This window comes from Carboxylicivirga litoralis (genome assembly GCF_025499605.1).
GTDB lineage: Bacteria > Bacteroidota > Bacteroidia > Bacteroidales > Marinilabiliaceae > Carboxylicivirga > Carboxylicivirga litoralis.
Genome location: NZ_JAFMVC010000001.1, coordinates 319,661 through 343,753, shown reverse-complemented (window position 1 = coordinate 343,753; position 24,093 = coordinate 319,661). Strand labels below are relative to the sequence as shown.

Below are 24,093 nucleotides of genomic sequence, written 5' to 3'. Positions count from 1 at the left end.
CGAAATCCTGAGGACTAAAGTACAACCAAAAAATTAACACGAGTTTGTTTAAAGCTTATTGAGCAGGAAATGGATGTTAGTTTTGTAAGCCTTTATAGCCGGAATAAGAGCGGCTAATACGCCAATTGCAGCGGCATAGATTAATAAATAATACTCACCTTTCAACAAGGGTTGAACGATTGAAAAGTCGATGTGTTCGATAAAATGAGATAGAGCCAATAGGGCAATTCTGGTTGTAACAATAGAAAGCATCCAACCACTTAGTACTAATAAGAGGCCATGCGACAGTAATAAAAGCAATGATTTGAATCGCGATATGCCGAGAGCTCTCAGCAGAGCAAGCTCATTTAATTCCTGGTTAAGACGATTGAGCATATGAATCAACAGATTGAAGGCTGAAAAGATAATGATAATCCATGCCAATAATCTAAGTGTTGTCAAGCCAATGCCAACTAACGACAATAAACGATTTAATTCAATAGCAGGTGAAGCTGCTTGCATCACCGTATTCTGGTTAATGATGCGTGGCAGGGTAGTCGCTGCCATGGGGCTCTTGTAAAACACCAGTAACGAGGTAATCGCCTCATTCGCCTTAAGCTGTTTTTCAGACAAATGACCTCTGTGCTCATTGAAAACCTGCATTTCTTCAGCACTTAACTCTTCATTGTTATCAACCTTGGCAAGCACATTTTCCAGCGAAGATGAAGCATTATGTTGATGTTCATCTGAATGATTATGGCTGCAGCCTTCATGGTGTTCGTGATTACTCTCATGCTGTTGGTTGTGGTCACATTCTTCGTGGTGTTCATGCGTGCAGGCCTCGTGTCCATTGTCATGCACTGCCCACACGCTTTCTACCTTTGTCAGAATAAGCTGATCGATGATCGAATGATTCTTTTCCATAATACCGGTAACGGTATATATATCCTCATCGTGGTGGTGACCTACTTCCATAAAGCCATGCACTCCAGTAAACTGGTCGCCTGGCTTTAGTCCTGTTTGGGCGGCTACTTTAGCACCAAGTGTCACTTCCATGGCGTTGCTGTTCCATTGGCCGTCAGATAGTTTAGCCTCATAAAGCTGGGGGTACTCACTATTCGAACCTACAATTCTGTAGCCTTTATAATTATCGCCCAACGCAATTGGTATGGTCTGTTTAACCAGTGGATGCTGATTAATTTTATCGACATCCTGCAAGCTGATATTACCGGTAGGATAATCGGCATGAAAAACTGACGATAAAACCAGTTGAAGTGGACTGCCTTTGGCACCAACCACCAAATCAATGCCGGCAATATCGTTTTGCATCCTGCTTTGCGTGTGGTTTTCAAAATGCATAAGAATGGAAATAATGCTCATGCCAATAGTGAACATTACAATGCTTAAAGAGGTATTGAATGGTTTGGCTCGTAACTGAGCGATAGCAAGTTTAAGTATTTCTTTCATGCTTATGCTAGATGTATCGTGTTTTTAAATTGTGTGTTAAATCGATTATCGTGCGTGGCAACCAATAGGGTCACATCATGCTGCTTACATACCTTGGTGATGGTATCGATAAATCGTTGGCAATTTGTGTCGTCCAGGCTCGATGTGGGTTCATCGGCCAATATAACCTTGGGTTGGTTTATTAAAGCGCGAGCGATTGAGAAGCGCTGTTGTTCGCCCTGGCTTAACTCAAAAGGTTTTTTATCGCATAAAGCCGATATATCCAATTCATCCGTTAATTGAAGTATGGCTTTTTTATCAATGCTTTGACCGGCCAGTTTACGGGCAATCACCAGGTTGCTATACATGTTTAATGATGAAACAAACAAGTTTTTTTGGAAGATCAGGCCAATGGTATTAGCCCTGAATGTATCCTTCTTAGATTGGTTAAGTTGATTAAAATTAATCCCATTGACAATGATCGTACCTGAAGAAGGGCATAGTATGCCTGACAGCATATGTAGTAGTGTGGTTTTGCCAGTACCAGAATTACCCTTTAATAGCCACTGTTCTCCTTTATTAATTTGGATGTCTTGAAAAGAGAGTTGCTTTCCTCGTTTATAATCTATGGTTAAGTCTTTGGTTGATATCATAGGTGTCCTATTTTTGTGTGATTGTCAATCAGTGTGAGTATACCTTATGCTTTAACAATTAATTGTTTTAAGCTGCTTTCTATCATATCCCGGTCGATGTATTTCCCGATAATTATCAATTTACAAAAGCGTTTCTCCTGGCCCCAGTCTTTCCCGTATCCCAGTTGGTACGATGTCTTGATGGATTGAAAGATTAGTTTTTGATTTGAATTGGGAGCGCTTAAAATACCTTTTGCTCTAAATATAGAATGACTATTGAAGAACAGAAAGCCTTTGAGCCAGGTCTCAAATTTTTCCATATCGATATTTTCCGTCAAGATAAAGCCTTCTGTTGAGATATCGTGTTGGTTCATCAGTTTATCAAGCCTGAATCCATTGGCAAGTGAGAAATTAATCGTTTTGCGTTCTATGGCTTGACTCGTGAAGTAGCAGTTATCCAGCATATTGATATCATCGATGTTAGAATAGGAAACAGTGTGAGTGTGTGTCATCGGATTGAGGTCACCAATAAGCTTTTGTATTGTGTTCAAATAATCCTGATGCACCGATTCGGATTTGTTGATGAGTGTGATGTCGGCCAGCGCCAGTTGCTTACGTACTTCAGCTTGTTCGTTAATAAAGTCTTCAATATTAACGGCATCAACCACACATATAACACTGTCGATTATAAACTGTTTCTGAATTTCTTCGGTGGCAATAAAAGTACTGATGACCGAATCGGGATTGGCTATGCCAGTTGTTTCAATCAACAGGTGGTTAAAGTTGTGTGAGCTGTTTAATAAGCTGCTGATTGTATTTTGAAAACCATCTTGCAAAGAACAGCAAATGCAACCATTGTTTAGTTCAAATATCGTTTCATCATTGTTGATAATAAGGTCACTATCAATACCAATGTCTCCATACTCATTTTCAATGATGGCAAATTTCTTGTCTTTGTGTTTCTGAATGATATTATTCAGAAGGGTGGTTTTGCCGCTTCCAAGAAAACCAGTGATTATTGTGACCGGTATTTTTTTATTATCCATTGGATGTGTATTAGGTGATTAAATGCAACATTGTTGCAAATATAGCCTTTACATCCTAAGCCTGAAAGCGTGTTTTTGTTAATAAGTTTTTAATTTGTAATTCTATTTGGAGGATGGTAACAAAAAAAGGCAGCTCATAGGCTGCCTTTTTTTATGTTGGTTTTTATGGACTAGTCCTCTTTTGGAACAAATACTACTTCAATTTTATCAGCTTTCTTAAAGAATTTCTTCGCCAGCTTTTTAATGTCTTTAGCATTCATGTTTTCTACAATATCTTCATAGTTTTCGGCTAAAGTCATATTGGTGCCATTGACGTAATAGCTACGGATATTACCTAGCCAATAGCTGTTTTGCTCTTTGCTTTCGGCACGACTTTTAAGGATATTCTTACGTGTTTTATCCAGATCTTCGGTTGATGCACCTGATTTAGTAAGTTTATCAATCTCGGCATATACCAATGGAATCAAATCATTGGCGCGCTCAGGGTCACAGTCGAACTGAATGGCTACTGTACCTTCTGATTTTGGGAAGTGGTTAACCGATGCATTAACACCTACACCATAGGTTCCACCTTCCTTCTCGCGAATGCTTTCGGTGTATCGTAAACGAAGAACTGCACTGATGAATGACATTCCCAGACGGTTTTCAGGAGTATAATCCAATGCTCCGTTGTAGAAAATCTGCACGGTTGCTTTGGGTTCTGAGAGCTTAACAGGAATGGTTTTTTGAGTGATACCTTCAGGACCGTTTACATTGTTATCTCTCCAGGTTTCTTTTGTGTCGTTTGAAGAAATAGCACCGATGTATTTGGCAGTCATTTCTTTAGCCAGGTCTTTTTCAATATCACCAACAATGAAGAATGTAAAGTCAGAGGCATTACTAATGCGCTCTCTGTAAATTTCTTCCATGCGATTGAACGAAACTTTTTTCAGGTAGTCTGTGTCGAATGTTAGGTTACGCTCGTGGTAGTTAGTGCGAATTTGGCTTATGCTATCCTGCATTATTTTTTTAGGATTATCGCCCATGTTAGCCACATATGCCATGTATCGTGCCATCAAAGCATTGAAAGCCTCTTCATCGAAACGTGGTTGCTCAAAGTGAAGATAGGCCAGCTGCATCATGGTTTCAAAGTCTTGTGTTCGACAGCTGCCACTAATAGATTCTGATAAACCGCTGATGTCAAATGAAACCTTTGCATTTTTGCCAGTAAGCGCTTTTTGAAGAGCAATAGCATCATAGTTACCAATACCAAATGCAGGTACAAAATCGCTAGCCATGCTGGCTGTTGGTAAATCAACCACTTCGTACAACGAGGAACCACCCTTACTGTAACTGCTCAATGCCACCTGGTTTTTATTGTAGTTGGCATAACGATAAACAACTTTAGTGTTGTTGCTTAGTGTCCATTCAACGGCATCAAACTCAGGTAGTGCTTTCTCCGACACGATTTTGCCTTCAATAGGTAGGTCCTCAACCAATGATGAGCTAACAGCTTCATCAACATAAGCTGCGATATTGGCATTATTCTCAACTTTGCTGATAATAGCAAATGCTTCTGTTTCGTTTAAATGCTTAATACCGTCTTTTTCAGGACCTGTCACAATGACTACACGGTTTTCTTTTGTGTACATAGTATTGAAGTAATCCTGTAGCTCTTGTGTTGTGATGCTTGGTATAATAGCCTGAGCAAACTTGAATTCATACTCAATACCAGGCATTGGAACATTCTCAAGATATAAATCAGCAATCTCTTTACAGTAGCTGTCGTGATTTATTTTATCACGTTGCTTGTAGTAGTTTTCATAGCCCATTAGCATTTGAGCTTTCATGCGTTCCAACTCACCTTCGGTAAACCCAAAGCGTTTAATGCGCTCTACTTCAGTTAAGATGGCTTCAAATGCTTTTGCTTCTTCATTTTCTTTAGCCGTTGTGCTGATGTTTAGCATCTCAACCGTACGAGGGTAATTATAAAAGCTGACAGAACCATTAATAAATGGAGGATTTCCTTTTTGTAATAGTTCATTAATGCGTGTACTAATCATGCTTTTTATAAGGCTCTGCATGTAATTTGTACGAAGTGTATTGTGGTTTTTGTCAGCTGCAGTTTCTGCCTGGTGACGCACATACAAGGAAACGCTCGATTGAGGGTTTTCTTTATCTAAAGCCAATTTAAAAGTTGGCTCAGCTTTGGGCTCTACCTTAATCTCGTAACGCTCATTAGGATTATCAACGGCCGGAATCTTAGAGAATAGCTTAATCACCTTTTGCTCCATTTCAGCTGCGTCAAAATCACCAACGACAGCAATGGCTTGTAAATCGGTACGATACCAGTCGTGGTAGAAGCGGCGTAATTCATCGTATTCGAATCCTTTAATAACATCTAATTCGCCGATGACGTCACGTTCGCCATATTTTGAGTTATTTAATAAGGCTGGCATCATTTGGTTGCGGGTTCTGAAACCAGCATTACGACGCGTACGCCACTCTTCGGAGATCACACCTCGCTCGGCATCAATCTCTTCTTCTTCCAAAAGCAAATAGTTTGACCAGTCGTGTAATACCAACAAACAAGTGTCCAGTAATCCATTTGGTCCAACTGGTACATTTGAGATGTTATAAACGGTTTCGTCTTGCGCTGTGTAGGCGTTGATGTTACGTCCGAAAGCGACTCCATGGCGCTCCAAAGAAGAAATTACTCCTTTACCAGGAAAATGCTTGGTGCCATTAAAGGCCATGTGCTCTAAGAAGTGAGCTAAACCATCTTGTGAATCATCTTCAAGAATAGCACCTACATTCTGAATAATGTAAAAGCTGGCGCGTTCTTTCGGTTCCTGATTATGGCGGATATAATACGTCAATCCATTATCAAGTACACCTGTCCGAACCTCAGGATCAACAGGAACCGGTGCATTTAAATCAAACTGTGCAGTTGCTGTACCCGACATGATACAGAACATCAGCACTAAAAATAAAAATTGCTTCATTTGGTTAGTTTTTTTTAACACTCAGGCATTTACGCAGGAGTGCATATGATTGTTTAACTGAATTCTAGTTAAAGTTTTGTAGGAATGGGATATACTATGATTGTATCAATCGATAGTAAACGACAAATATATTCTTTTTGAGATTATTTAAAACATGACAATTCGCACACGGATACCTTAGGTCGTTGGGCTTGTGTGAATTTTGTTATTGTTTTATCTGCTTAATCACCTGATTTAAATCCTCAACATCTGGGTAATTCTTTTTCATTTGAGTGGCCAACGCAAGGGCTTTTTCCTTCATGTTGTTAGTCAGGTAAAAACGTAATAGTTCAGCATTGCTATTGTAATTATCTAAAAGCTCAATTTCTTTTTTCAGAAACTCTTCAGCTTTGGCTTTTTTGCCCCTGAAATCGTACATCATGGCAATGTTATGTGCTACACGAGGCCTGTCTGGCTGCAGGTTATATGATTTAACCAGGAAGGTAAGTGACTCGTCATACTTTTGTACTTCAGATAATAACAAGCCAAAGGAATACATGGCCTGGGCATCTTCCGGTTCGTGTTTTAAATAATCACGAAACAGTAATTCTGCTTGTTCATTTTTCTTAGTCCTGTTATACAGATATGCCAGGTTGAGTTTGACAAAATGCAATTCTTCATCCTGTTGAAGAGCTTTTAAATAGAATGTTTCAGCTTCGGTGTAGTTACCTCTGTTATAGTATAGATTAGCCAGATTGAATTTACCGATGGGGAAATCGGCATTGTAAATCAAAATCTCTTCATATTCTTTTATGGCTTTGTCGTATGCCTTTTTGTGTTTGGCTGGTATCTGCTCAAGTCCTGCTGCCGAAATAATACGAGCCGCTTCCGTTCTGATGGCTTTGGTGTCATCGCGCAGCATCGGGTAGAGCAGGTTTAAATCATCTTCGGCAGTTAGTTGAATGGCTCTAATAGCTGCCAATCGCATATCAGGATAAAGGTTACTTAAGTAGGTGTCCACCTCCTTTTTCAATGTATCCTGAAAGTAATTACCAAGATACTGAACCGATAGGCTTCTAATGTTATGCGGATAAAGCTCATCGTTAATAATACCTTTCAGGCGCTGAATGCTTTCTGTGCTTCCATTTCGGGCATCGTCAAAAGCCTGGGCAAAATGATAGGTTCTGTTCTCGCCATACCATTTCGTAATGTAATTTTCGGCCCATTGGTTGCTTTTGTCCGCATGGCACTGATTACAGGCGTTTGGCACATCATATTTTATTGATAAGTCGGGGCGAGGTACTCTAAAACTGTGATCGCGACGATAGTCAACGCCCATGTAATAGCCGCCGTGCATGTGGCAGTTGATACATAAAGTTCCTGAGCCTACATCGTAAGTAATTCCATCGTATGATGTAACAGCCTGGCCCGGCATGCCTACTTCTTTATGAAAATGGTGGTCGGGTGTGTCGTATACATCTGCAGTGTGGCATTGCAGGCACAGAGCATTGTAGTCATCACCAAACAACAGTTTGCCACTATGTACATTGTGACAATCGTTGCACTGTACTTCGCGCTCTTTAGTATACATTTTACTTTGCGTAAATGAAGCATACACGTAATCCTCTTCCAGAATCTGTCCGTCAAGATGCCATGTAGGAACATCAGGGAGGTTAGGAATGATGTGGTTATGAATATTTTGTGTGGTATAATCAAAATCGCCTAATGAACTGCGGCGCGAATGACAGCGGGCGCAGTTATCGACATATTGCTCGTTATAGATGCCACTCGTTTTAATTGGCAGGCCATAGTTTTCGTATTCATCGCGCGCATATTCTGGCAGTGCGGCCCACTTCAGGTGGTTCGATGATGGACCATGACAGGCCTCACAACTCACATCAATCTCCGACCAGGTAGTGTGGTAGGTGTCATTAATATGGTCATAATTCTTTTGTAAGTTGGTAGAATGGCAATCGGCGCACATGCTGTTCCAGTTTTGTGCCTGGTTGGTCCAGTGCAGCCAGTTGTCGTGGTGAATATCTTCGTTGTGATAAATCGAATCAACCATATGATACCAACAGCTATCCAGGGTATTCCATGTTAAAGGCAATGTTTGCAAGCGTCCGCCATCAAATTCAACTAAAAACTGTTGCAGCGGTGTGAATCCAAAAACATACTTGATTTCAAAATCTTGCATCGTGCCATCCTCACCGTCGGTATTAATCATAAACTTGCCGTCTTTCATAAAGGCGCGGTGCGTCATGCCGTTGCCTTCAATGGTCACATTGTCAAAATTAGCCAGCACGGTAGTGTCATTGGCAAGATCCATCGCTCTGTCGTGGTGCGAACCCACCCAGTCGTTATATTCAGGTAAATGGCATTCAATACATGTTTCGCGACCAACAAAATGAGGCTCCTCTATAGCTGCCCGATCAGGCTGCTGACTGTATGTTTTGATGAGCAGATAGGCTGGTAAAAGTAAAATCAATGCACCCACAAGTGCCAGCATCATATTATTATAAAGTCGCGTATTAATCATTTAAGCGTATGTTATTTGTGAGCGATTGTATTTGTTGCGTTTCACCGGGTTAGCTGTATCAACCCATATTTTACCATCATGAATACTAACCGGTAAAATATCTAAGGCTCGCGTGGCGGGAGGCGATAAGACTTCGCCCTGTTTATTGAAGGCCGACGCGTGACATGGGCAGAGGAATTTGTCCTCTTTTGATTTATATTGAACTGTGCATCCCAGGTGTGTACATTTGGTTGACAATGCTAAAAAGCCACCATCTTTGAGGCGTGTCAGGTAGAAACGCTCGGTGCTAAACGGATAAACTTTCCCCTTTTCAAACAAATCAACATCGCCAGCTTCAAATAGATTTGATGATGAGGTTGTTTGATTTCCCTTCTTAAGTAAATTGACAAGTACATAGATAAGTTCAAGAGAAACCAAAGTAATAATGGCTTTCTTAATAAAACTGCGCCTTGTTATTTTTTTAATAAAATCCATAGTTTGATTTTTAGGCAAATAAATGCATGCCTTCTCCTCTTAGCAAGCTTCCTACAAAGGTCATTACCAAATAGGCTGTGAGTAATATGGTAACCAAGGCCATTATTAATTCTATCTTGTTCGCTTTTAGTTTGTTTTGAATAAACAGTAAAAACAGATAGGTAGGTGCCACATATATCAGTAGTGGAAACAAGCCTGTTGTTATCAGCACCGGCCAATCGGGTGCCCATTGCTGAAATTTAAGCAAATACTCGGTGTTGATGATAATGAGCATGGTGAAAACAATAGCATAAAAGGCACACCAAATAGTAACTCTTTTACCTGTTTCACTATTGAACCATACGCCAGTATTAATATTAATGTCTTTAGTGTATGGAATGTAGATTAGGAAAGCTGTAACTAATACAGGTACAATAAATATCCCAAATCCTGGATGCATATGCAGTAATAACTCCTGAAATCCCATAAAATACCAGGGTGCTTTACTTGGGTTGGGGCTAATGAGTGGATTAGCTTTGTCAAGTAATGGTGCATCCACCGCCATTGAAAAGATGATGAGTAGTAATATTAATGAAAGAGCTACAACAATTTCTTTATAAACCAATTCAGGATTAGTTTTGACCATGTCTTTTTTTGTAGCATCGGCCACTGTAACACCTTTCGCTTTTCTAACTAACCAAAAATGGATGCTCATCACAAATACCATTAAAAGCGGTAAAAGGCCTGTGTGAAAATGATAGAAACGCAATAAAGTTCCTTCATTCACGTCAGTACTTCCACGGACAAGTGAAGCCAAACTTTCGCCAATAATAGGAATGTAACTTAACATGTTGGTCATGATGGTAACTGCCCAGTAAGCCAATTGGTCCCATGGTAACAGGTACCCTGTAAAATTGGATAGGATGACTAAAAACATCAGCAATAATCCATAGAGCCAGTTTTTGCGTCGTTCGTTGTAAATTGATTGGCTGTAAAAAACGCGGATGACATGTAGGAATGATACAATCACCAGCAGCATACCACTCCAGTAGTGCATGTTTCGTAGCAACTGTCCAAATAATACTTCTTGCTGTAAATATACTATTGAATCATAGGCGCCTTTCTCAGAAGGTACATATATAAAACGCAGCAGCATACCTGTAATAAACAGCAGTACAAATAAGAGTACAGCTATTCCTCCCAATCCAAAGGTGCGCGTGTATTTAATGGCTTGCGCATTCACTCTTGGGGGATGAAGATGTAATAGAAACTTTGTTATTGCTTTAGAAGTGCCTGTTTGATTCATACTTTGGTAATTTACCACGAAAATAGCTGCATTTTTAATAAACGAATAAATATCTGATTTATTTGTTCCAATTTATTGTTTGTCGTATTGTTAGTTGAAAGATATGTGTGATTATCTGATCAATACCACTGGCTACTTTGGTGTGTTCATAATAGTAATTGGCATCAGCAGTGAACTTTGAGCTAAATTGATAACCTAAGCCAAGGCAATAACGTCCTCTAACCCAAAAAACATCTTCAGCTTCCTGGTAAATATTGAAATTAAACTCAGCAAAAGCACGATAGTAAAGTGATTTGGGTGCAATGGCTTTCCCATCGAATCGTCCCATGTGCTGGATGAGATAGCGGAGACGCATTTTAAAATCGCGAACATCCTTATGAATAAAAAAACGTTCCTCCAAACGAAAACGATGTTGGAGTGCTGAGGCTTTAAAACGCGGGTAGCTAATGTTAAACGATTGAAACGGGCGATACTCATGTCGCGTAGCATCAATTTCTTCGTCGGTATTATTGAGTTCAACTTCACCTTTATAGTGAGTCCGGTTGTACATAAAACCAAAATCTACTTTATAGTTATGAGAAAGCGTGCGCTGAACACTGCCTCTAAAACCCCACCTGGTCCATATATTATTTCCTAATCCCAGGTATGAACCAGCATCAAGATTAATTGTGTATTTGTCATTAATGCGATGGCGTTGGACATAGATTGAACGTAGCTCACCCGAACCATTAAATAAATTAAAATCAAATTGCTGTTGTGCGTCGACCATCAGGACGATAAATAACAGAGGGAGGGCTAATGCTAATCTTTTATTCATTGTTTATAATCGTATTCAACCCAAATGGCTTCGGATTGTTATAATTATTAAGTAATGCAAAGATATTATAATGATTTTCTAATTATTGAATAAAAATAAATAAGATATGATTTCAGAGAACTATCCAATTATTGCGATAGGAGCCAGTATAGCATCTATAAGTTTTATTCGAACATTGCGCGAACAGGGAGATACAAGAACAATACTCCTTGTGCATGGCGAAGACAGGTTACCATATAAACGCACCAAGATTAACAAAAATATGGTGCGTGGTTTTGATAAAGATGAATTTAAAATTGCTGATGAACAGTGGTACGAAGATAATAATGTGACTCTATTGTTTGATCGTGTTATTGATGTCAATAGTGCTGAGAAGATTATTAGCACCAAATCAGGTAAGGTATTTAGTTACGGCAAATTGCTGATTGCTACCGGGGCAATGTCCGTTGTTCCTAAATTAAGCGGTATAAAGACAAAAGAAATTTTTGGGGTCCAAAATGCTTATGATGTGGATCAGGTGCTGGAGGCATGTGCTGACAAAGAGCGATTCCTGATTATTGGTGGAGGTGTTGAAGGTGTTGAGACGGCTGACCAGTTAACCAGAAAAGGTAAACAGGTAATATTGGCTAGTCGAATGAAGCAACCGTTACAAAAGTTGTTTCCCGAAGCATTATTAAATGTGTTGGTAGAGAAAATGCTGGCTAAAGATGTTAAGTTGTTTTCAGGAGTGTCGGTCAATGCTGTTCAAAAATGTGGCGATGTTTATAAGGCAAATATTCAAGGGCAAGAACTCGAGTTTGATGCCATTATTGCCTGCACGGGTGCAATCCCTAATGTTGAGCTGGCTATCAAAGCCGATTTAAAAGTTGAGCGAGGCATTGTTGTCAATGAGTATTTACAGACATCGGATAATGATATTTTGGCTGCCGGCGATGTGGCACAACATGCAAGAGGTGTCGTGACGGGCTTATGGCATGCGGCCGAGCATCAGGGTAAACTGGCGGCTCTCAATGTTTTGGGTACTCCTGAGAAACATACGCTTCCGCCATATCGTTTAAAATCGGAGGTGTTCGGCCTGTTTATGTTTTCGGGAGCTTATGAATTGGTTATACCTGGTCATCACGAAGTAATAGAGGAAAAGCAGGGTGATATTCATCGTTTTATGTATTATGCTGATGGAAAACTACTGTCATCTGTTTTTCTGAATGATAAGGAGCGTGCAAAAATATATCAGCAAGCCCTTTTTGAACAATGGGATAAAAACAAAGTCAATAAAGAGTTGCCATTGCCTCCAAAGCTAAGCTTTTCATTCGCGATGGGGTCATAGATGAGTAATTATTCAATGGACTGTATTTTTATGCATTACTAGCTAATGCTGAATAATTTAAAGAAGTGCATTCAATCATTTTTTTAATTGGTTTTGGTTTTTAAATTTGCGACGAAGAAGAAACCAAATAAAATTTAAACCAAATAGTCCATGATAAAAACCATTGATACTGGTGTGTTCTCCGAAATAGGAGAGTTGGAAGGTGTAATATTGCACACGCCGGGCAAAGAGGTGGAGAATATGACGCCCTCTAATGCAGAGCGCGCTTTATATAGTGACATTTTAAACTTGTCAGTTGCTGTTGATGAATACAAGCAGTTTTCGGGTGTTCTGGAAAAAGTAACGCAAACTTACCAAGTTAAAGATTTATTGGCTGAGATATTAGAACAGCCAAAGATTAAGCTTAGCCTGATTGAAAAGATTTGCACCTATGAGCAGGTTTTAAATATTAAAGAGGATTTGTTAGAGTTGCCTGCTCCTGAATTGGCACGTCAGTTAATTGAGGGAGTGAGCTTAAAAACAGATTCTTTAACCACTTTTTTATCCGATGATCGCTACTCATTACGACCATTGCATAATTTTTTCTTTACGCGCGATGCCAGCGTGACCATGTATGATAAAGTGCTGATCTCAAAAATGGCTAATAAAGTGCGTGAACGTGAGGCCATTGTAATGGAGGCTATTTTTAACCATTCGGCTCGTTTTAAAACTCAAACGGTTAATCCACTTAACTTCTATAATGTTGGTGCCGAAACCATGATTGAAGGAGGTGATGTACAAATTGCCCGTGAAGATGTGCTAGTCATTGGTAACAGTGCCCGTACTTCATCGCAAGGAATTGATTTTATCATTAATCAGTTAAAGCAAAAGAAAGAACGTCATTATGTGGTAGTGCAGCAACTGCCTGATACACCTGAGTCGTTTATTCACCTGGATATGGTGTTTACTTTCCTTGATAAGGATGCCTGTATGGTGTATGAACCGCTAATCATGAAAGACAGTCGCTACAGTACTATTCTTATTACGGTTGATAATGGAGAAGTGGCTTCTATTGAGAAGAAAGAGAATCTGGTTTCGTGCCTGAGAGATTTAGGGATGGATATGAAACCTATATGCTGTGGTGGTTCAAGTGATATTTGGACTCAGGAACGCGAGCAATGGCATAGTGGTGCTAACTTCTTTGCTATGGGACCAGGAAAAGTATTGGGATATGCACGCAACGTTTATACCATGGAAGAGATGAACAAAAACGGTTTTGAAATTATCAAAGCCAACGATGTTATTAGTGGAGTAGTTGACTTAAAGGATTATGAAAAATATGTTGTGACCATTGGTGGTTCAGAACTATCTCGTGGTGGTGGTGGTGCTCGTTGTATGAGCATGCCGGTACGTCGTAAACCAGTTAAGTGGTAATCAATTATAAAGAGCCTATAAAAGCGGGATTGTTCAGGTGAGCAATCCCGCTTTCTTATTTGTCGATTGGCTATTAATTTACAATCTGTTGTACTAAATCAGACGCCTCTTTTAGCGTAATGGCTGAATAAACTTTTAGCCCTGACTCATCAATTATCTTTTTACCACCTTCAGCATTGGTGCCTTGCAGACGTACAATAATTGGGACATTTATTTCTCCAATGTTTTTATAGGCTTCAACAACACCATTGGCAACTCTGTCGCAGCGCACAATGCCGCCAAAAATATTGATAAGGATTGCTTTTACATTTGGGTCATTAAGTATAATCTTAAGTCCGGCTTCAACTGTAGTGGCATTGGCACCACCACCAACATCGAGGAAGTTGGCAGGATCACCACCAGATAATTTAATGATATCCATAGTAGCCATGGCTAAGCCGGCTCCATTCACCATACAGCCAACATTACCATCCAGTTTCACAAAATTGAGGTTGCTTTTGCTGGCTTCGGTCTCAGAAGGATCTTCTTCACTTAAATCGCGCATGGCTGCATAGTCAGGATGACGGAACAACGCATTATCATCCAAATTAACTTTAGCATCAACAGCCAATATTTTATTATCCGATGTTTTTAAAACCGGATTTATCTCAAACATTGATGAATCAGTTGCCACGTATGCCTTGTATAAGGCATCAACAAATTTGGTCATTTCCTTAAATGCGTTTCCTGATAGACCAAGATTAAAAGCAATTTTACGAGCCTGAAAAGGCAGGAGTCCAACGCCTGGCTCAACTTCTTCCTTATGAATCAGGTGAGGTGTTTTGTCCGCAACTTCCTCAATATCCATTCCTCCTTCGGTTGAATACATGATTATATTCTTGCCAGTAGAACGGTTGAGTAAAACGCTCATGTAAAATTCATCTGTTTCACTTTCTCCAGGATAATAAACATCTTGTGCGATCAATACTTTGTTCACCAGTTTGCCTTCAGGTCCTGTTTGATGTGTCACCAGGTTCATGCCAATGATATCAGAGGCTCTTTCTTTTACTTCATCTAATGATTTGGCCAATTTAACTCCGCCGCCTTTGCCTCGTCCGCCAGCATGAATTTGTGCTTTAACAACCCACCAGCCAGTGCCGGTTTCTTCCTTGAGTTGCTTGGCGGCCTCAATGGCTTTTTCTGGTGTTTCAGCAACTATTCCTTCTTGAATGGCTACGCCAAATGACTTCAATATCTCCTTTCCTTGGTATTCGTGTATATTCATATTTTTTAGGATTTAATATTCCAATAAAGGGTACGATTAATATTCAATTACCTATAAAAACAGGAATAGTGCTATTTTTGTTGTCAAAATTACCGTGAATGAGAAAATTAAGAACGAGCGAGTTAAATCGCATGACCGTTGAAGAGTTTAAAAACAGTGATAAAATGCCTATTACTGTTGTGATGGATAATATACGAAGTTTGAATAATGTGGGTTCCGTATTCAGAACTTCGGATGCCTTAAAAGTGGAGAAGATTATTTTATGCGGCATTACAGCGACACCTCCCAATAAGGAAATTCATAAAACCGCTTTGGGGGCTGAGGACTCGGTGGATTGGTTATATGAGGAAAAAACAGAAGATGCTATTTCACAATTGAAGGAGGCTGGCTATACCGTTTGCAGTTTAGAACAAGTCGAAAATAGTACATCTTTAATTGATTTTCAGCCACAGGCTGGGCAGAAGATTGCCTTGGTATTAGGGAATGAGGTAAAAGGAGTGCAGCAGAAAGTTGTTGACTTGAGCGATATATGCCTGGAAATACCGCAGTATGGAACTAAGCATTCGTTTAATGTATCGGTAAGTGCGGGGATTGCTTTGTGGGAGCTGTTTCGTAAAATGAGTTAGATCTTATTTTATAAAGACAAAAAAAAGGGTGAATCAAACGATTCACCCTTTTTTGTATGTTGTAATGTTAATTACTGAACGATAGACTTGAAAGTTGCATCTTCAAAGAATTTAGCAAACTCCATGTCAGTAGCTGCAGCAGCTTTGAATTTAGCGTCTAACTCACAAGCTTTGCGTAAGCTGTCGAACATCATGTCGTTTTCAGCAGTTCTTGCTCCAACAATTGCTTTTAAGTAGTATTTGAAACCTACTTCCATTGTGTTAGCGTTGATAGTTGACAAAGCAGCATCGTATTTAGTAGCTAAGATTTTAGCTAAAGCAGCGTTGCAGCTTGTGCTGTTACCAAAGTAACGGATAGCAGCATCGTAGTCACCTTTGTGGATTGATACAATACCTAAGTTATTATCAAGCTCAGCACCAGCACCTGCAGCCGCACCGAAGAATTCTTCAGCTTTAGCAACATCGCCTTCGCGAAGAGCGATAACACCTAAGTTATTGTTTACTTCAGCAACACCTGACTTAAGGCTGTTAGCTTTTTCAAAAGCAGCTTTAGCACCAGCGATATCACCTTTTGCATAAAGAACACAACCGATGTTGTTCTGAGCTCTCCAGCATTGAGTGTGGTTAGCAGCAGCATCTTTGTAAATCTTTAATTGCTCATCTAAATCTTCAGTTAAAGTTGCAGCATAAAGAATTTCTTCAAGGTTCAACTCGCTTGGGTTGTTAGCTGCAATTTCTTTAATTTCTTCATCGCTCTTACCAATGATTTCTGCATTGATAGACATTTGTGAACGACGTAATTTTGGAAGAATCTCGTCAGCAATTACACTGAAAGTTTCTGACATGTTCTTGATTTCACGCTCACGTACTTCAGGGTCGCTGTACATAGAAAGAACACGTAAGATAAGTTCTTTGTCCTGAACGTCTGATTTAGCCATTAACTCCTGGAAACCTTCCCAGTCTTCTGGAGTGTTTTTCAACGTGTACATTGCATCATCAGTACCGCCTTCAACTTTAGCTTTCTTCATTTCGCGAGTCATGTAGTCTTTAGCTACTTTTTCACGACGTGTTGCTAATTTGCTGTTTAAGTCAGCTGGTCCGTCTGGAGAAGCATAAGCAGTAATGTCAACACCTTTGAAGTTTACATTTTCAGTACCTTGAATTTCTTTCATATATTCTTTCAAAGCAGCAATGTCTTCTTTTCTTAGCTCCGAACCGCGGATGTTAGTTTGCTGGATTAAGAAGAATAGGTCAGCAGTTTTAGCCTCAGCGATAATTCTTTGGAAGGCGTCATCACCAATTGCTGACTGAGCACCCTGGTCAGCTACTAATTCAGAAGTAGAGATTACACCATCAGCGATTTTGTAATCATCAAATTCTTTCGTAGTACCTTTTTTAGTTGCTTTAATACGAACAACTAAATCAGAAACACGCATGTTTTCGTTGTAAGGAACAGAGTTGCTGTAAGTGAATGTACCACCTGTAGCGTTAGAAATAACTTTGTCGTTACCGTCAACGTTTTCACCTTGTACGCGGTATGAAGGGAAAGCAGTTTCGCCTCCTTCGTATACCAATACAGGAGTAGCTTCAATGCTTACGTTTTTGTCGAAGTATTTTTCAGGGAACTGAACAGTCACATCAAGATCAACTTGTCCGCCGTGAGCTTCTAATACTGGAGGATTGACTGAATAACTAACGTCCTTAGCACCTTTGTTCATTTTATCTAAACCTGAACAGCTAGCTAACAAAGCTGCTACGGCTAGAGATGCAATTAGAGAAATTCTAATTCTTTTCATAATGTTTACCCAATTATTTGTTTTTGACTTTAATCTACAGTGTTTCCTGCAAAATTAAAAATGTTTTTAAAAAATTAAAGACAGATACGCCATTAAATGATGTAATCATCGACTAAAGATAATTAAATAACACAATAAATGCCGTTTTATTGTAAAAAAACATAGCTTTTCATTTAATGGTTAGTACTATTTATTAAACTGATTTTTAGTTTTTTTGTCTAAACAGAGTCATGCATAAAGTTTTTTAATCGCCATGTTTCAATCATTTAGTATGACTCATATTATGCTTATTAATTATTTAATTAGGCGTTAATCCCATTTGGTAAAAAGCAAAAGCATATAAATCGGTCCATTCTTCAATGATTTTGGCAGTTGGTGTTCCTGCACCATGCCCTGCATTGGATTCAATTCTGATTAAGGTTGGATTCTTGCCTTTATATTTTTCCTGCAAAGTGGCAATGTACTTAAACGAGTGTGCTGGAACCACCCGATCATCATGGTCAGCTGTCATCACCATTACTGATGGATAGTTTAACTTACCATTGATTGTATGTAGTGGCGAATAATTGTATAAGTACTCAAACATTTCTTTACTGTCTTCGCTTGTTCCATAATCTGTAGCCCAATAGCGGCCAATGGTAAAGTATTGGTAGCGAAGCATATCAAGGACGCCTACCTGAGGAAAAGCAACACTAAACAAGTCTGGTGCCTGGTTAATGACTGCCCCAATTAATAAGCCGCCGTTTGAGCCCCCCTGGATGGCCAGATATTGAGGGGCGGTGTAACCATTATCGACTAAATAGTGCCCAGCAGCAATAAAATCGTCGAAAACATTTTGTTTGTTCATTAATGTTCCGGCTTTGTGCCACTCTTCGCCATATTCGCCACCGCCTCTGATGTTGGCAACGGCATACACACCACCATTCTCGAGCCACAAAAGGCGTCGCACATCAAAACGGGGATTTAAGCTAATGTTGAAGCCACCGTAGCCATATAACCAGGTCGGATTATTTCCATCCAAGTCCAGTCCTTTTTTATGTACGATAAACATTGGTACTTCCGTACCATCTTTACTTTTATACTTCACCTGCTTGGTTTCGTAATTGTTGATGTCAAAATCAATCTCTGTCTGATGATAAAGCGATGATTCATTTTTGTCGGTATCATACTTGTATACTACTGATGGGTAGGTGTATGAAGAGAATGTGTAGAATGTTTCTGATTCATCAGCTTTGCCATAAAAGCCACTTACTGTACCAATAGAAGGAAGCTCAACATCATAAAGATAATGACCTTTTTTGTCAAACGTTTTAACAAGTGAGCGAGCATCTTTCATATAATTGGCAAATATTTTACCGCCTGTTAATGTGGCGCTCTGCAGCACATTTTTCTCATCTTCCGCAATTAGTTCTGTCCAATTCTCACGTGTTGGTTTATTTGTGTCAATGGCCATCACGCGGTACTTGGGAGCATTATCATTAGTATATACCCATAGATGATTATCAACGTGTTCAATAACACTATAATCTTTTTCGAAATTGCTTATTACTTTAACAATTTCAGAATCCTTTTCCAGGTTTTTAATGTAGAGGGCATTTCCGCTGGTCGATTCGGTCACGCCAATTATGAGGTATTTTTCGTCATCTGTCACAGATGCGCTAAATCCCCAAAGTGGGTTTGCCGGGTCTTCATAAATCAGTTTATCTTGCTCTTGAGGCGTTCCTACTTTGTGGTAGAAAATCTGGCTGTTTTTGTTTTCTCCTTTTAGTTCATCGCCCTTGGCAGGAGTAGGATAACGGTTATAGAAAAAGCCATCTTTGTACCAGGCAATACCTGAAAACTTAATCCATTGTAGATGGTCTTTTAATACTTCGCCAGTTTCAATATTCTTAACGAAGAACTCGCGCCAGTCGGAGCCGCCACGCGAAATGCCATAACCTAAATATTTACCATCGTTGGAAACTGAGAAATTGGTTAATGAAACGGTGCCGTCGTCAGATAAGGTATTTGGATCGAGAAACAAAACCGGCTCATCGTCTAGTGATTCCTGCATGTAATAAACGCTCTGGTTTTGCAGCCCATCATTTTTAGTAAAGAAATACCTGTCGCCAGCTTTAAAAGGAGCCGATTGACGTGTGTAATTCCAAATCTCTGTTAGCCTTGCGTTGATTTGGCTTCGGAAAGGGATAGCTTCCAAGTATGCGTCTGTTACCTGGTTTTGTGCTTTAACCCATTGACCAGTTTCGTCGGAACGATCATCTTCTAGCCAGCGATAAGGATCGGCTACCTGGGTGCCAAAATAATCATCAACAACATCGCCTTTTCGTGTTTCGGGATAAGCGATCTTGCTTTTGTCGCAGTTACATGCATTCATAATTAATAAAAATGAGAGTGCAATTAAAAATGGGTGTTTCATAAAATGAGGTTTAATAGAGTTTATTTTGTTGCGAGAGTTTACGTTCCTGAACTTTGCCAAAGATATAACCAGCTAGCATGCCAATGGCCCAACCAATGCTAATACCTCCCAACATATGTTCATTATTGGATAAATAAATATATCCGAAGGCGATTAGTGTTCCTATGGCCATGCCAATAGTTGTGTAGGTCGAGGTTAATCGACCTTTTACATGCTGCTGATGTTTTATTTTTAGGTGTTTTTGAGCTTCTTCCACCCATTGCTCAAACTGCTTTGTGGCATTGGTGTCTTGCTGAAAAAGTGGACGAATATTACGAACAAAATGTTCGCCTTCATTCCCTAACTTTTTACAGTCGGGACAAGCTTCGCTGTTCTCGTCTAAGGCGTTCATTAAACGCGGTAAAACGGCCAGGCTTAAGGAGCGGATTTGAGCCTTGGGTATATCGTTTAATTGTTCGTTGAGCAAATCAAATGCTTCCTGATGTTTCATTATGCCAATTGTTTAAAGCGAAAATATAGAAAGTAAAATCGAAAATAAAAAAAAGGCCGACTTTTTGAGCCGGCCTTGTCATCTATATAAGTATTAATACTTAGTCTTTCTTAGGTTTTTCTTTGCGTTCTGGTTTTGGTAACAGAACCTTACGCGAAAGCTTTAATTTACCTGATCGTTGGTCAACCTCGATTAACTTCACTTCAACTTCTTCTCCTTCTTTAAGAGCATCCTCCACTTTTTCAAGTCGTTTCCACTCAATTTCAGAGATGTGTAATAAACCGTCTTTACCTGGAAGAATTTCAACAAATGCACCAAACGGAACAATTGATTTCACTTTACCGCGGTATACTTCACCCACTTCAGGAACAGCAACAATAGCTTTCACTTTAGCTGTCGCTGCATCGATAGAGTCTTTGTTAGAAGCCGAGATAGCAACGTGACCTACATCACCTTCTTCTTCAATCGTGATAACAGTATCGGTAGTCGCTTGTATTTCCTGAATGATTTTACCACCAGGGCCAATTACTGAACCAATCATATCCTTAGGAATATCGAAGCTAATGATACGTGGAGCGTGTGGTTTGTAATCCTCACGAGGTTCTTTAATCGTTTCTTCGATTTTATCCATAATGTGCAAACGACCAGCTCTTGCTTGGTTTAGTGCTTGCTCTAATACTTCGTATGAAAGTCCATCGACTTTAATATCCATCTGCGTAGCTGTAATACCTTCGCGCGTACCGGTTACCTTAAAGTCCATATCTCCAAGGTGGTCTTCGTCACCTAAGATATCTGAAAGAACAGCAAATTTTCCTGTCTCAGTGTCGGTAATTAATCCCATTGCAATTCCTGTAACAGGCTTCTTAATTGGTACACCAGCATCCATTAAAGCTAAGGTACCCGCACAAACTGTAGCCATTGATGACGAACCGTTTGACTCAAGAATGTCAGAAACAATACGAACAGTATAGGCGTAGTCCTGAGGAAGCATGCGTTTTAAGGCGCGGAATGCTAAGTTACCATGACCAATCTCGCGACGGCTGATACCACGCGCAGGACGCGCATCGCCAGTTGAGAAAGGAGGGAAGTTGTAGTGTAATAAGAAGCGCTCGTAGCTCTTGTTCATTACATCATCAATCAATTTCTCATCTAACTTAGTTCCTAAGGTAACGGTTGTTAACGATTGTGTTTCACCACGTGTAAATACGGCTGAACCGTGTGGTCCTGGTAAGTAATCAACTTCGCTCCAGATGTGACGAATTTCGTCAGTCTTACGACCGTCTAAACGAACTTTTTCGTCCAATACAACTTTACGAACTGCTTCTTTCTCAACGTCGTGGTAATATTTTTTAATAAGGCCAATTGGAGCTTCTTCTTCAGCATCCTCTGGATAATTGGCTTCAATAAATTCATCGCATATAGCACCAAATGCATCAATACGTTCGTGCTTGTTTGGATTCGCTGATTTAGCTACTGCATATGCTTTGTCGTAAGTAGCTTCCCAAACTTTCTTTTCAAGTTCTTCGTCATTTTCTTCGTGGCAATACTCACGTTTTTCAGTTTTACCTAGCGCTTCCATCATTTCAATCTGCGCCTGGCACTGAACTTTAATTGCATCGTGAGCCACTTTCATAGCGTCTAACAACTCAGCCTCTGAAACTTCTGACATTTCACCTTCTACCATCATAATGTTTTCCAAGGTAGCGGCTACAATAATGTCCATATCGGCCTCAGCTAATTGAGTAGCCGTTGGGTTTACCAACAATTCGCCATCGACACGTGCCACGCGTACTTCAGAAATAGGACCGTTGAACGGAATATCTGAAACGGCTAAACAGGCAGAAGCAGCTAAACCAGCTAATTGATCAGGAAGAATTTCCGCATCAGCTGAGATTAGATTAACTGTTACAAAAGTATCTGCATGGTAATCGTCCGGGAATAGTGGACGTAGTGCACGGTCAATTAAACGTGAAACTAATATTTCATAATCCGATGGACGCGCTTCTCTTTTCTGAAATCCACCAGGGAATCGTCCAACAGCTGCGTATTTTTCTTTGTATTCAACGGTTAGTGGCATAAAATCCACATCTGGTTTTGCTTCTTTTGCAGAAACTACCGTTGCTAATAAATAGGTACCACCCATTTTTACAACTACCGATCCGTCAGCTTGTTTAGCTAACTTTCCTGTTTCAATGGTAATTGTTCTGCCATCACCCAGTTCAATAACTTTTTCAAATGGTTTAATCATGACAATTTTTTAATCTTTTTTTATCCTTCTTTTATCACCGCCAAAGATATGTATTAAACTTTGATTACGATAAAAAAGAAGGGGATTGTTTTATATTTAAACTCAATAAATTAAGTGAAATAGTGATTTATTGAGGATGGAAGAAGAATATATTAAAAAAAGAAGGCAACTACCTGTGGTAATTGCCTTCTGAATGTTTTTTAAGAGTTGCTTACTTACGAATACCTAAGTCTGCAATTAGCTCACGATATCTTACGATATCTTTTTTCTTTAAGTAGTCTAATAAGCTACGACGCTTACCTACCAACTTAATCAACGCGTGCTGCGTGCTATAATCTTTGCGATTTGACTTTAAGTGTTCAGTCAAATGAGCAATACGGTATGAAAATAATGCAATCTGGCCTTCAGTAGAACCAGTATCAGTATTCGACTTCCCGTACTTCTCGAAGATTTCTTGCTTTTTCTCTTTTGTTAAGTACATAATACTTTATTTAAATATATTTTGCGGGTGCAAAGATAGATATTAATTTCTTAGCAGCAAGCGAATGGCTATTAGTTTTTTACAAAAAAAAGCAAGCTAACTTGTATTAGCCTGCTTTTGTGTATTGTTATCTGAGAACGGGATGTTTGTTATTCTCATCTACATCCCGATGCTCATCTTAGTAACCTTGTTCTTTTGCTAATTTTTCCATTTCCTGGTTGAAGATTTCTTCAAACTTGGCCTTGTCGTAATCAACCTGAAGCTTTTGGTTGCCGCTTAGTTTGTTACTAATGCCATTAAGAATGTCTTCTTTGCTTACCTCAACAGCAACAAATCCTCTGTATTTGCCATTTGGTAATACGCTTTTTTTCTGACAGGCAACAACCACATTTGAAATGGTTTCATCTGCCACTTCGCGTGTTAGGTTCTCAAATTTAGCTTCAAATTCTGATGCATCGCCAAATTCACGTTCGTTGACATAGCGATCGGTTACCGATTTAGTGTTTGAACTAATTAAGGTCACCAATCTCTGCTTGGCATTAAGAAGGGCTTTTTCTTCAGCTAAGCTTAGGTCTGAGCTGGTAGCCATGGCACTGGCGCGGAAATAGTTTTTGTCAGAACGACCTTTGTCTTCACAAGGCATATCTTCAAGGATGGTTCCTACCTCGGCATTTGTGCTTACTTTCTCCTTTGATTTACAGCTGTTGAAACTCAATAAAACGACAAGAGTTAAAATCGCTGCTCCAAAAAATCTTTTCGTATTCATAATATTAGTATTTGGGTTTCCAATTTTATTTTACGCTGAATTACATATCAAAAAGCGAACCAAAAATTAACAGTGCTTAACAAAT

18 protein-coding genes are annotated in these 24,093 nt (G+C 39.5%); 3 read left to right on the top strand and 15 right to left on the bottom strand.

The window, feature by feature from the left end; translation table 11 throughout:
* Window positions 1-48 precede the first annotated feature (48 nt).
* The 8 genes from J1N10_RS01405 to J1N10_RS01370 all read right to left on the bottom strand — a co-directional run bounded on the left by J1N10_RS01405 (window position 49) and on the right by J1N10_RS01370 (window position 11,181).
* Window positions 49-1,446, bottom strand: coding sequence for an ABC transporter permease (locus tag J1N10_RS01405; protein WP_262324884.1), 1,398 nt, complete (start codon window positions 1,444-1,446; stop codon window positions 49-51).
* A gap of 2 nt (window positions 1,447-1,448) precedes the next feature.
* Entirely contained in the window at window positions 1,449-2,078 is a 630-nt protein-coding gene (locus J1N10_RS01400; protein WP_262324883.1) for an ABC transporter ATP-binding protein, read from the bottom strand.
* Window positions 2,079-2,122: 44 nt separating this feature from the next.
* On the bottom strand, window positions 2,123-3,103 hold the full coding sequence (locus J1N10_RS01395; RefSeq protein ID WP_262324882.1) for a CobW family GTP-binding protein: 981 nt from the start codon (window positions 3,101-3,103) through the stop codon (window positions 2,123-2,125).
* A 170-nt stretch (window positions 3,104-3,273) separates the two neighbouring features.
* Window positions 3,274-6,087 carry a M16 family metallopeptidase gene (locus J1N10_RS01390; protein WP_262324881.1) on the bottom strand — a complete coding sequence of 938 codons (2,814 nt, stop codon included), beginning with the start codon at window positions 6,085-6,087 and terminating at the stop codon, window positions 3,274-3,276.
* A 205-nt stretch (window positions 6,088-6,292) separates the two neighbouring features.
* Window positions 6,293-8,605 carry a cytochrome c3 family protein gene (locus J1N10_RS01385; protein ID WP_262324880.1) on the bottom strand — a complete coding sequence of 771 codons (2,313 nt, stop codon included), beginning with the start codon at window positions 8,603-8,605 and terminating at the stop codon, window positions 6,293-6,295.
* A complete protein-coding gene (locus J1N10_RS01380) occupies window positions 8,606-9,079 on the bottom strand; it encodes a QcrA and Rieske domain-containing protein (RefSeq protein ID WP_262324879.1) in 474 nt (157 codons plus the stop codon).
* Between the two features lie 10 nt (window positions 9,080-9,089).
* Complete coding sequence (locus tag J1N10_RS01375) at window positions 9,090-10,364, bottom strand: cytochrome b N-terminal domain-containing protein (protein ID WP_262324878.1); 1,275 nt, start codon at window positions 10,362-10,364, stop codon at window positions 9,090-9,092.
* A 58-nt stretch (window positions 10,365-10,422) separates the two neighbouring features.
* A complete protein-coding gene (locus J1N10_RS01370; protein ID WP_262324877.1) occupies window positions 10,423-11,181 on the bottom strand; it encodes a DUF2490 domain-containing protein in 759 nt (252 codons plus the stop codon).
* A 106-nt stretch (window positions 11,182-11,287) separates the two neighbouring features.
* On the opposite strand from J1N10_RS01370, the gene J1N10_RS01365 reads away from it, so the two are divergent.
* Entirely contained in the window at window positions 11,288-12,508 is a 1,221-nt protein-coding gene (locus J1N10_RS01365) for an NAD(P)/FAD-dependent oxidoreductase (protein WP_262324876.1), read from the top strand.
* A gap of 150 nt (window positions 12,509-12,658) precedes the next feature.
* The gene (locus tag J1N10_RS01360) at window positions 12,659-13,921 is read left to right on the top strand and encodes an arginine deiminase (RefSeq protein WP_262324875.1); all 1,263 of its coding nucleotides are present in this window, start codon (window positions 12,659-12,661) and stop codon (window positions 13,919-13,921) included.
* Between the two features lie 73 nt (window positions 13,922-13,994).
* Here the strand turns inward: J1N10_RS01360 and sucC are convergent, their stop codons facing one another.
* A complete protein-coding gene (gene sucC / locus J1N10_RS01355) occupies window positions 13,995-15,185 on the bottom strand; it encodes an ADP-forming succinate--CoA ligase subunit beta (protein WP_262324874.1) in 1,191 nt (396 codons plus the stop codon).
* Between the two features lie 98 nt (window positions 15,186-15,283).
* Between sucC and J1N10_RS01350 the strand changes: the two genes are divergently transcribed.
* Window positions 15,284-15,811, top strand: coding sequence for an RNA methyltransferase (locus tag J1N10_RS01350; RefSeq protein ID WP_262324873.1), 528 nt, complete (start codon window positions 15,284-15,286; stop codon window positions 15,809-15,811).
* Window positions 15,812-15,882: 71 nt separating this feature from the next.
* Here the strand turns inward: J1N10_RS01350 and J1N10_RS01345 are convergent, their stop codons facing one another.
* The 6 genes from J1N10_RS01345 to J1N10_RS01320 form a co-directional block, all read right to left on the bottom strand.
* A complete protein-coding gene (locus tag J1N10_RS01345) occupies window positions 15,883-17,607 on the bottom strand; it encodes a hypothetical protein (RefSeq protein ID WP_262324872.1) in 1,725 nt (574 codons plus the stop codon).
* 298 nt (window positions 17,608-17,905) lie between these two features.
* Window positions 17,906-20,023 carry a prolyl oligopeptidase family serine peptidase gene (locus J1N10_RS01340; RefSeq protein ID WP_262324871.1) on the bottom strand — a complete coding sequence of 706 codons (2,118 nt, stop codon included), beginning with the start codon at window positions 20,021-20,023 and terminating at the stop codon, window positions 17,906-17,908.
* A gap of 10 nt (window positions 20,024-20,033) precedes the next feature.
* A complete protein-coding gene (locus J1N10_RS01335; RefSeq protein ID WP_262324870.1) occupies window positions 20,034-20,513 on the bottom strand; it encodes a hypothetical protein in 480 nt (159 codons plus the stop codon).
* A gap of 100 nt (window positions 20,514-20,613) precedes the next feature.
* Window positions 20,614-22,761 carry a polyribonucleotide nucleotidyltransferase gene (pnp, locus tag J1N10_RS01330; protein ID WP_262324869.1) on the bottom strand — a complete coding sequence of 716 codons (2,148 nt, stop codon included), beginning with the start codon at window positions 22,759-22,761 and terminating at the stop codon, window positions 20,614-20,616.
* Between the two features lie 211 nt (window positions 22,762-22,972).
* Window positions 22,973-23,242 (bottom strand): 30S ribosomal protein S15, encoded by a 270-nt coding sequence (rpsO, locus tag J1N10_RS01325; protein ID WP_262324868.1) that lies wholly within the window; start codon window positions 23,240-23,242, stop codon window positions 22,973-22,975.
* A gap of 178 nt (window positions 23,243-23,420) precedes the next feature.
* Window positions 23,421-24,008 carry a hypothetical protein gene (locus J1N10_RS01320; RefSeq protein ID WP_262324867.1) on the bottom strand — a complete coding sequence of 196 codons (588 nt, stop codon included), beginning with the start codon at window positions 24,006-24,008 and terminating at the stop codon, window positions 23,421-23,423.
* Window positions 24,009-24,093: the final 85 nt, after the last annotated feature.